8 protein-coding genes and 1 pseudogene are annotated in these 10,301 nt (G+C 60.1%); 6 read left to right on the top strand and 3 right to left on the bottom strand.

Annotated elements, in window-relative coordinates:
* The 4 genes from ABYO54_RS08760 to ABYO54_RS08745 form a co-directional block, all read left to right on the top strand.
* Positions 1–609: aminotransferase class III-fold pyridoxal phosphate-dependent enzyme (locus ABYO54_RS08760; RefSeq protein ID WP_372807871.1), on the top strand; the 609-nt coding region annotated here is incomplete at its 5' end.
* Positions 610–632: 23 nt separating this feature from the next.
* Positions 633–989, top strand: a complete 357-nt coding sequence (locus ABYO54_RS08755; protein WP_372807870.1) for a DUF3127 domain-containing protein — start codon at positions 633–635, stop codon at positions 987–989.
* Positions 990–995: 6 nt separating this feature from the next.
* Entirely contained in the window at positions 996–2,420 is a 1,425-nt protein-coding gene (locus ABYO54_RS08750) for a hypothetical protein (protein WP_372807869.1), read from the top strand.
* Positions 2,421–2,496: 76 nt separating this feature from the next.
* Positions 2,497–3,696, top strand: coding sequence for an argininosuccinate synthase (locus tag ABYO54_RS08745; protein ID WP_372807868.1), 1,200 nt, complete (start codon positions 2,497–2,499; stop codon positions 3,694–3,696).
* An 8-nt stretch (positions 3,697–3,704) separates the two neighbouring features.
* On the opposite strand, the gene ybeY is transcribed toward ABYO54_RS08745, so the two are convergent.
* Genes ybeY through ABYO54_RS08730 form a run of 3 tightly spaced genes read right to left on the bottom strand, consistent with a single transcriptional unit; the run spans position 3,705 to position 7,409 of the window.
* Positions 3,705–4,163 carry an rRNA maturation RNase YbeY gene (gene ybeY / locus ABYO54_RS08740; protein WP_372807867.1) on the bottom strand — a complete coding sequence of 153 codons (459 nt, stop codon included), beginning with the start codon at positions 4,161–4,163 and terminating at the stop codon, positions 3,705–3,707.
* Positions 4,093–6,390 carry an HD family phosphohydrolase gene (locus tag ABYO54_RS08735; protein WP_372807866.1) on the bottom strand — a complete coding sequence of 766 codons (2,298 nt, stop codon included), beginning with the start codon at positions 6,388–6,390 and terminating at the stop codon, positions 4,093–4,095. The genes ybeY and ABYO54_RS08735 overlap by 71 nt, the downstream gene beginning before the upstream one ends.
* Before the next feature lie 23 nt (positions 6,391–6,413).
* Complete coding sequence (locus ABYO54_RS08730) at positions 6,414–7,409, bottom strand: PhoH family protein (RefSeq protein WP_372807865.1); 996 nt, start codon at positions 7,407–7,409, stop codon at positions 6,414–6,416.
* 208 nt (positions 7,410–7,617) lie between these two features.
* Between ABYO54_RS08730 and ABYO54_RS08725 the strand changes: the two genes are divergently transcribed.
* The gene (locus ABYO54_RS08725) at positions 7,618–8,964 is read left to right on the top strand and encodes a PEGA domain-containing protein (protein WP_372807864.1); all 1,347 of its coding nucleotides are present in this window, start codon (positions 7,618–7,620) and stop codon (positions 8,962–8,964) included.
* Positions 8,965–9,216: 252 nt separating this feature from the next.
* Positions 9,217–10,301 (top strand): annotated as a pseudogene (locus tag ABYO54_RS08720) (pyruvate:ferredoxin (flavodoxin) oxidoreductase); the annotation flags it as partial.

Here is a 10,301-nt window from a genome sequence, read left to right as displayed (position 1 = left end):
GATGAAAAAGGCATCTTGCTGCTGTGCGACGAAGTGCAGTGCGGCATGGGCCGGACCGGCAAATGGTTCGGATTCCAAAACTACGATGTCGTGCCGGATGCGTTCTCGCTGGCCAAGGGGCTCGGAAACGGTTTCCCGATCGGCGCGGTCGTCGCGGGCCAGAAGCTTTCCGATATCTTCCAGCCCGGCCACCACGCCACCACCTTCGGCGGAACGCCGTTGGCCTGTTCCGCCGCCCTGGCGGTCATCGATGTGATCGAGGAGGAGGAGCTGCTCGCCAATACGATGGTGATGAGCGCCTATTTCATCGAGGGGCTCTGCGAGATCGCGATGAAGCACAAGAAGTGGATTTCGGGCGTGCGGGGGCTGGGGCTTTTGCTCGGTCTGGTACTCGATGTCCCGGCGGCGCCGCTGCAGAAAAAGTTGCTGGAAAAAGGCATGCTATCGCTGGCCACGGCGGGTAATGTCCTCCGGTTGCTTCCCCCGCTGAATGTTTCCCAGGAAGAGGTGGACCAGGCGCTGCGGCTTCTCGGGGAAGCGTGTCTGGAGCTACACGAGGAATCGGCGGCCCTTTCGCCCAATCCCTGCCAATGCGGCATGGGGCAATAGTATTTAAACAAGGAGAATGAATAATGGCATATGAGTTAACCGGCAAAGTTAAGCTGATTCAGGACGCGCAGACGTTCGGGAGCGGATTTACCAAGCGTGAGATGGTGGTGACCGTCGAGGACGGAAAATATCCGCAGGAGATCAATCTCGAGTTCGTGCAGGACAAGGTGAGCCTGCTGGACACGGTGCAGGTTGGGCAGGAAGTTACGGTCACGTTCGATATCCGCGGACGCGAATACAACGGCCGCTACTTCAACAACCTTCAGGGCTGGAAGATCCAGTCCAGCGCCGCCGCGCCGGCCGCCGAAGACAAACCCCCGGTTGCCGACAAGGATGTTCCGGCCGACTTCGACGAATACGAAGACGATATCCCGTTTTAGGCTGCCATGAAGCGCGACGACCTCCCCGGATTGGTTGATGAATTCGGGCGCACCTCCGACGACGGGTTTTATCTTGGCGACCTGATGGATTATCTCGCCGCGAGCCTCGGTCGGGTGGACGAAAACGAAGTGTACGGCTTGGCGGCCTCGTGCCGCTATCTGTTCGAGTCGTTCGAAAAACCGGGCGTCTCGCTGTTTTTTCCGCGCCGCATGTTTTTCCAGGGCGCCGAGTTTCGCATCACGCCGACCCCGGTGGAGGTCGAGGGCGGATTCCTCTTCCCGGGACACCGCTTCATGCCTTTCTTGTCGCGCGATGTTTTTCCCGCCGATGTCTGGCTGGTGCTGCCCGATGGCTCGGCGCCTCACGTCCGCGAAATCAAACTCGCGAAGGCGCGCGCCATGGACGCGCTCTGCTTTTTCGGAAAAACGCAGGCGCAGGAATATCTGGAGGCCGACAATCCGGCCAACAAAAACCGGTCGGATTCGGTGTTGGTTGCCACGTTCGACCTGCGCGACTATTTTGCCGAATGCGGGTTCCGCAACGGCGACTCGCTGATGGTGCGCGTGCTGGATTGGATGCAGGGCGTCTATTCTATTTCCCATGCGCCCGCCAGCCAACCGCTGGAGCTGTCTGACGTCCGCAACTGGACCGTGGCCATGCGCGACGCCTACAAGCAAATGCAGGACGAACTCGGCGTCGAGGGCGACTGCTACGAGCAGTTTTCCGTCATGATGCTGCTGGGAAAAGAGGTCGGGTCCTATCCGCTCATGAAGCACCCGCCGCTTTCGCTGGCCGCCTTTTTCAACGCCCAGCAGGATATCGTCGTCAAAACGCTCGCCGATCGGGCCGTCTTTTGCAATGAGGGCGATGAGCCGATGGACAACCTGTTCGCCTCCCTCTTTGGCGATCCGGAGGACGAGCCGGGCGAACTCGACGATTTCTTCAAGCAGCTGGGCCTCTCCATCTCGGAAGACGAGGCCGAAGCCTACATGCGCGACGCCCTCTATCGTGGAAAGAGCTCGCCCGACGAGGTGCTCGCGCGGATTTGCGCCGGCCGCGCGCTCTATTTCAAGTCGGCCGACGAGCAGGATGATTTCCACGAGCTGTGGCAGGAGTTGTGGGAAGACATCGAACTCTTCTACGACCGCGAACAGGACGCCTATGCGGCAGCCCGCGCCCGCCTGCTCGAACTCAACGACCGCTGTTTTGCCGCCATGCGGGGGCTCGACAAGCAGGGCGCGTTCGAGAAAGTGGTCCAGCATCCCGCGTTCAAGGATTTCAACATGCTCACGGCCTCGCTCTCTTCGCTGTTGGTCCGGCTGAACGGGATGCCGGACGACAGCGAAACATCGCCGGAGAAGCTCTCGAAGACGGTCGATGGCCTCGTGCCCGTGCTGGAGGATATTTTGTTGCGCCTCCGGGAGGGATGACGCCTTTCGTTGTTGATTGGCGCGCCCGTACCCGGTAGAAACCCCTTCGTTTTATACTCACTGAAAGGAATGAACCATGAAAGTTGTACTCGCATATTCCGGCGGTCTCGATACCACCGTGCTGCTCACCTGGCTGCAGGAAAAATACAATGCAGAGGTCATCTGCTACTGTTCCAACGTCGGGCAGGAAGAGGAACTCGACGGCCTCGAGGCCAAGGCGCTCAAGCATGGCGCGGTCAAGTGCTATGTCGATGACGTGCAGGAAGAGTTCGCCGCCGACTACATCTTCCCGATGATGCAGGCGAACGCCATCTACGAAGGCACCTACCTGCTGGGCACCTCCATCGCCCGCCCGCTCATCGCCAAGCGCATGATCGACATCGCAAACCTCGAAGGTGCCGTGGCCATCTGCCAGGGCGCAACCGGCAAAGGCAACGACCAGGTCCGCTTCGAGCTGACGGCCTACGCGCTCAAGCCCGACGTCAAGGTGATCGCCCCGTGGCGGATGCCCGAAGACTTCCCCTTCGAAGGCCGCTCCGACATGATCAAATATCTCGAAGAGAAGGGCGTCCCGACCACGGTTTCCGCCGCCAAGCCCTATTCCATGGACCGCAACATGCTGCACATCAGCTTCGAGGGCGGGATCCTGGAAGATCCGTGGAACGAGCCCGACGAAAACATGTGGTGCATGACCAAGCCGCTCAGCCAAGCCGCCGACGAAGCCGAGTATGTCGAGATCGGTTTCGAAAAGGGCATCCCGGTTTCCGTCAACGGCGAAAAGCTCGGAGCCGCCGCGTTGCTGAAGAAGCTCAACGCCATTGGCTGCGAGCACGCCGTCGGTCGCATCGACATCGTGGAAAACCGTTTCACCGGAATGAAGGACCGCGGCGTGTATGAAACACCCGGCGGCACCATCCTGCACCATGCGCACCGCGCGCTTGAATCCATCTGCATGGACCGCGAAACGATGCACCTGCGCGACGGCTTCATCCCGCAATACGCCAAGCTCGTCTACAACGGGTTCTGGTTCGCCCCCGAGCGCGAGATGCTCCAGGCGGCCATCACGCAGAGCCAGGAAAGCGTCACGGGCGATGTCCGCGTCAAGCTCTACAAGGGCGGCGTGCACGTCTGCGGCCGCCGTTCGCCGTACTCGCTTTACAACCCCGCCATCGTCAGTTTCGACGAGGCCGGCGGCTACGACCAGTCCGACGCCACGGGCTTCATCAAGCTCAACGCCCTGCGCCTGCGCGTGCTGGCCCAGATGAAAAACGGGTAGGTCGTTTCTTAGCCAAACAACCCCGAGGCCCTCTTGCCGGCCTCGGCAAGCCATGCGGATTCCGTATCCAGCATGGCTTTTTTCTTTTCGGGAGTGTCGTCCTCGGATCCGGCGAGATGGTCGAAGCCGTGGGCGATGTAGAGGGCGAGCTCGTAGTCGGCGCCGTTTTGCTCGGGGCCCACCTGCAATGCGCGGTCGACGTTGACGATCAGGTCGCCGCTAAAGCCCTCGTCCTCGCCGGGAATGGGGTCGTAGCGGAAGCTGATCACGTCGGTGGGGCGCGCCTTGCCGAAGTATTCGAGGTTGGCGGGCACAATGCCTTCGTCGTCGGTCAGCACGATGCAGACCTCGGACCACGGTTCGACCGTGCGCGCTTCGAGTTTGGCGGCGAGCCAATCAGCCAGCTTTTGGAGTTTGCTCAGCTGGAGCCGATGCTTTTCCTGTTGATTTAGCAGTGTGGTTGTCATTGTCCTTGGGGTACGGGATGCGCCCGTGAAGCATGTTGGATAGGGAGAAGATGAACGAGTGTTTCACGGCGTTGATCTCGGCCATGGTGAGGTTGGCGTAGTCGAGCTGCCCGTCGCGGATCTTCCCGGCGAAAATGTCGTCCATCATGTTGGAAATCTTTTGCGGCGTCGGTTTTTCGATCGAGCGCGAGGCCGCCTCGGCGGAATCGGCCAGGGCGAGGATCGCCATTTCCGGCGTCACGGCGGGCGCGCCGCCGTAGCGGAAGTCGGAATCGTTGATGAGGTCGGCCATGGAGGTTTTTCCGTCGCCCTGGAGTTGTTTGGCCTTGTGGTAGAAGAAGGAAATCAGCCCGTTGCCGTGGTGCTGTTCGATGGCGTCCAGGATCGGCTGGGGGAGCTTGTGCCGCTTGGCCAGCGTGAGGCCCTCCTTCACGTGCGAGGAGATGACGAGCGCACTCATGTGCGGCGAGAGGTCGTCGTGCGGGTTTTCCTTGTGCTGGATGTTTTCGGTGAAGAACTCGGGTTTGGCCATTTTGCCGATGTCGTGGTAGTAGGCGCAGACGCGCACCAGCAGCGGGTTGGCGCCAATCGCCTCGGCGGCGTTCTGGGCGAGGGTGGCGACCATCAGCGAGTGGTGGTAGGTGCCCGGCGCCTGCATGGCCATCTTCTGGAGCAACGGGTGGCCCATGTCGGAGAGTTCGAGCAAGGTGATGTCGGTGGTGATCTTGAAGGCTTTTTCGAACGCGGGGATCAGCAGGATCGTGAGGATGGTGGCCAACATGCCGGAGATGACGGCGGCGGCGATCTGCCAGCCGAGGGTTGGCAGGTTGGGTTGGTTGAGGATGGCGGTGATCAGCACGTAGATCACCTTGACGGCGCAAACCCAGATCCCGGCGCGGAAAAGGCTGGCGCGGCGGTGGACGTTGCGTGCGCAACTCGCGGCCGTGACCGTGATGACCATGCCCAGGGCGAAGACGCTGAAGGATTGGTCGAACAATACGGCGGTGCCAAAGCTGGTCCAGAAGCCGAGGCAGATGGCGGCGCTCCCGCCGAGCAGGATACCCGTGAGCAGGATGGCAAGGGCGTGTGGAACCAGATAGACGACCATCGGCGCGATCGGGGCGTAGTAGCCGGCGATGTGGGTGAGCAACCGGGCCGTGCCCAAGGTGAAGAGCGAGAGCAGGATCATGAGCACCAGTTGCCGCGGATCGCGGATCATCGTGGTGTTCCCGACGCGCAGGATGACGGCGGTCACGATGAGCCCTGCGAGCAGCAGGATGCCGTTGCCGAGGATTTCCAGGGATTGTTCGAGCGCGTCTTTGTCGGCGATGCGCTGTTCGTCGTGGCGCTTGATCAGCAACTGGATCTGGTCGGTCACCTCGTCGCCTGCGCGGGCGATGATGGTGCCTTCGGGATAGCGCTGGATGCTGGGTGCCACCTTGTCGGCTTCGAGTTTGCCGGCCGCGGCGGTGGCTTCCTTGTCGTAGCTCATGTTCTCGACCACCACCGTGGCGAGCAGGCGGTTGAGCAGCTCGCGCCGCGGACGGTCGGAAATGGATTCGGTGATGGCCTTGATGGCGGATCGCGAGGAGTAAAGGTCCAGAAGGCTCACGGTTCTGCCCACGGTATCCGTGCCCGAGGCAATGGTCAGCTTTTCGTTCGATTTGTTGGCGAAGAGCGTGATGCGGTATTCGTCGGGCAGGATGCCTTTTGCCATCACCTGTTCAAGTCCGGTCAGTACGACGGACTTGGTTTCTTTGATCGCGTTGGTGGGGACGACCGCAACGAGGGCGGTGGCATCGATCGATGATTTGATAATCAGGTCGTTCATCGATTTGATGATGCTGGGCTGTTCGTTGGTCGAGGCGACGGCATGTTTGCCGAGCCGGTTGAACAGCTCGCCCATGATCCGGATGGCGTCCTGCGCCGGGGCGGGATCGATGGTGAAAACCAAGGGAACCGAGGCGGCCGCCCGCGAACGGGCCAGATCGGTGTCGGAAAGGTTTTCGCATCGGAAGTCGACGGAGGCGGTGATGGTGGAGGGCACCTTTTGGCCTTTTGCGAGCGTCGGGGTGCGGACGATGCCGTGTCCGAAAAACAGCCAGGTCACGATGAGCCAGAGCAGGGTGCCCAAGCCGATGGCTTTATAGGGTACATCGTGCGTGCGCTTGACCTCGGTCTTGCGCTCGGCGATGCCTTTTTGCTTTTTCTTGGATGTTTTCTTCACGGTGTTGCTTCGTTGCGGCCGCATCAGGCGTTTCGTTTGGCCTGATAGGCTTCTATCACTTTTTGCACCAGCGGGTGGCGCACGACGTCGCGCTCGGAAAGCGCGACGAATTCGAGCCCCGGGATGTTCCGGAGGATGGAACGGGCTTCAATGAGTCCCGAGGAGCTGCGGTTGGGGAGGTCGATCTGGGTGAGGTCGCCGGTGATGGCGCACTTGGAATCGAAGCCCAGACGGGTAAGGAACATGAGCATCTGCTGCGGCGTGGTGTTTTGCGCCTCGTCGAGAATGACGAAGGCGTGGTTGAGCGTGCGGCCGCGCATGTAGGCCAGCGGGGCCACCTCGATGATGCCGCGCTCGATGAGGGTTTCGATGGTTTCGGCCGGGATCATGTCGTATAGGGCGTCGTAAAGCGGCCGCAGGTAGGGGGCGACCTTCTGCTGGAAGTCGCCCGGCAGGAACCCCAGGCTTTCGCCCGCTTCGATGGCGGGGCGGGTGAGGATGATGCGGCTGACGTCGTCCTTGAGCAGGGCCGAGACGGCCATGGCCATGGCCAGATAGGTCTTGCCGGTTCCGGCGGGGCCAATGCCGAAGGTGATCGGGTTGGCCTGCATGGCGTCGAGGTAGATTTGTTGCCCGAGGGTCTTGGGGAAAACGGCGGGCTTGCGCGGATTGACGTCGATGCGGATGCTCGCCAGTTTTTCGAACACCTTTTCCTCGCCGCGGGCGAAGGCATCGTAGGCATAGTCCACTGCCTGGTCGTCGAGCCGCGTCCGGTTGCGTACGCTGCGCAGGTCGTCGAAGAACCGGCCCACCCGGGTCGCCGCCTCCTCGTCGCCGCGGATGCTGACGGTTAAGTCGCGGACGACCAGTTGCAGGCCGTGGTCCTTTTCGATGCGTGCGCACAGCCGGTCGATCGCTCCGCCGATTTCGCGGGCCTCGCTGGCGTTGTCAAAATGTAGGGTCGTTTCATGCATGGGAAAGAGGGGGGGCAGGTTCAGGTCGTGGGTGCCTGAGAGCACAGCGAATTGCGTGCCTATTTTGGAATAGGCGTCCGTATCGTCCGATAATTCATTGAAGCGAAGTTAAGGCGATTTGTCGGGCGTCGTCAACTCGATTCCCTGCTGGGGAAAAAGAGTGAAATCCGAGGATTTGTCTGGGTTGGTACGGCGATTGCTTTACCTTCCGCCATGGTTTGGAACGTAGGAAAGAGTACTCAAAGGGTTTGGCATGATTAGGAAAGCAGCATTTGGATTTTGCATCGTCGCAGGGATCTTTTCCTCCCTGTTCTTGTCGGGGTGCGCCCCCGTGACCATGAAGAGCACGCCCTCGGGGGCAGAGGTATACTATAAGGATTCCAACGAGTTGATCGGAACGACTCCGCTGAAAGTCAATTTGCTGGCCAGTGACAAGGAGTTGCTGTTTCGCAAGCCCGGCTATTTCTCGAAGACCATCGTGGTTTCGCCGATCGATCCCGAAAACATCAGCGTGGTGCTGGCCCGGCGAGACCGGGTGCTGCTGGTTAGCAAGCCCAACGGGGCCGAGCTGTTCGTGGAAGGCGTCGGGCGCGTCGGCCGCACGCCGTATCGCATCGACTACTCGAAACCCTACCGCGAATTCCTGGTTCGGGCGCCCGGTTATGCGGAACAGAAATTCACCATCCCCGAGGATCCGGAAGGCGACGTCATGGTTGATCTCAGCCGCGAAGATACGGTCATGGTCGAGAGCAACCCGAAGAACGCCGACGTCTACGTGGCCAACGGCAAAAAGCTGGGAACGACCCCGCTGGCGATTCCGGCAACTGAAAAACGGTATCTCCAGCTCCGCAAGGAGGGCTACTATGAATTGGATTTTTCGATCAGCGAGCATACGCCGAGTCCCTACACCCTGAAGATGGAACGCGAACCGATTGTGATCGTGGAAAGCGAGCCCTCCGGAGCCACCGTGGTGCATCGCGGCGTTACGCTCGGCGTCACCCCGTTCCGCCAGTTGCTCAAAGGCGACATGGAAATCGAAGTGATGCAGGACCGCTACTACACGAAGCAGTTGACCATCGCGCCGGACTCCCCGCGGCTGGTCACCGTCAAGCTGAAGCCGAAACCCTATGTGATCATCAAGAGCAATCCGTCGCAGGCCGTTCTCTACCGGTCGGGCGGCGTCGAGCTCATCGGCACCACGCCGATCGAGGTTTTGGTTGAAAGGGATTCGGCCTTCGAGATCCACAAGGAGGGGTACGACATCAAGCCCTTCATGCTCTCTTCCGAGTCCAGCCCGGAGGTGGTCGTTCCGCTCATCAAGTCCGTTGCCGCCTTGGAAAAGGTTGTGCTGATCGACAGCAAGCCCAGCGGGGCGAAAGTCTACCGCCCCGGCGGCGCCGAGTTCATCGGCACCACCCCGCTCAAGCAGCACGTCCGCAGCGAGCGCAGCTTCGAACTTCAGCTCGAAGGCTTTGAAACCAAAATTGTCACCGTCGCGCCCGACTCGGCCGACACCGTAGTATTTGCATTGGCGGAGGATGAATCGGCGAGGAATATCATGGTCAGCGACCCCTTGTTGAATACCCCTTCATCCTTTTAGCCAATGCCCTTTTTCATCCTCCAGGCCCCGCTTCGGGGCCTTTTTTGTTGAAAGGGCTATTTGGACTCAATTCCAATAGGCCATTTCCATGCAAATCCAGTGAAAAAAGCGGCCAAAAAAACTTTCAATTCAGGCGGGTTCTGGGATTATTCGGGGCTTTTACGGGGAGACCCGGGGACAAAAGCCTGAAACAGGCGAATTTTCCGTTCTTTTTTATAATTAATGGTACCTTAACCAAGGAGTAAACAGACCATGAGTAAGAAAATGGTTACCATCGATGGTAATACCGCGGCCGCTCATATCGCGTACGCGTTTTCCGACATTGCGGCGATCTATCCGATTACACCCTCATCCAACATGGGCGAGTATTCGGAAGAATGGGCCAGCCAAGGCAAAAAAAACCTCTTCGGCAAAACCGTCGATGTGGTTGAGATGCAGTCCGAAGCCGGTGCCGCCGGTGCGGTTCATGGTTCGTTGAGCGCCGGTGCGCTGACGACCACCTTCACCGCTTCGCAGGGGCTTCTGTTGATGATCCCCAACATGTACAAGATTGCCGGCGAAATGCTGCCGACCGTTTTCCATGTTTCCGCCCGTTCGCTCGCGGCGCAATCGCTCGCCATTTTCGGCGACCACTCCGACGTTATGTCCGTCCGCAACACCGGTTGGGCCATGACGGCCGCCAGCTCCATCCAGGAAACGATGGACATGGCGACCATCGCGCACCTGGCCACGTTGAAGGCGCAGATTCCCTTCCTGAACTTCTTCGACGGCTTCCGCACCTCGCACGAGTTGCAGAAGGTCGAAATGATCGACTACGCCGTGCTCAAGGACATGATCGAGCCGGAATACATCGAGCGCTTCCGCGCCCGCGCCCTCAAGCCGGAAAACCCGACCCTCAAGGTGGCCGCCCAAAACCCGGACGTATACTTCCAGGGCCGCGAAACCTCCAACAAGTACTACGATGTCATTCCGGAAATCGTCCAGGAATACATGGACAAGTTCGCCGCCAAGTTCGGCCGCCAGTACAACCTGTTCGACTACGTCGGCGCGGCGGATGCCGAGAAGGTGGTCATCGCCATGGGCTCCGCCTGCGATACCATCGAGCAGACCATCGAAAAGCTCAACGAGCAGGGCGAAAAGCTCGGCCTCGTCAAGGTTCGCCTCTACCGTCCGTTCTCCGCGAAAGCGTTCGTTGATTGCATTCCGGAAACCGCCAAGAAGATCATCGTTCTCGACCGCACCAAAGAGCCGGGCGCCCTGGGCGAGCCGCTTTACCTCGACGTGGTTGCCGCGCTCGAAGGCAAAGGCTGCAAAATCATCGGCGGCCGCTACGGCCT

The sequence above is a fragment of the Pontiella sp. genome (assembly GCF_041622395.1).
GTDB lineage: Bacteria > Verrucomicrobiota > Kiritimatiellia > Kiritimatiellales > Pontiellaceae > Pontiella.
Note: the sequence above shows the minus strand (reverse complement) of the source record. Positions and strands in the feature narration are given on the sequence as shown.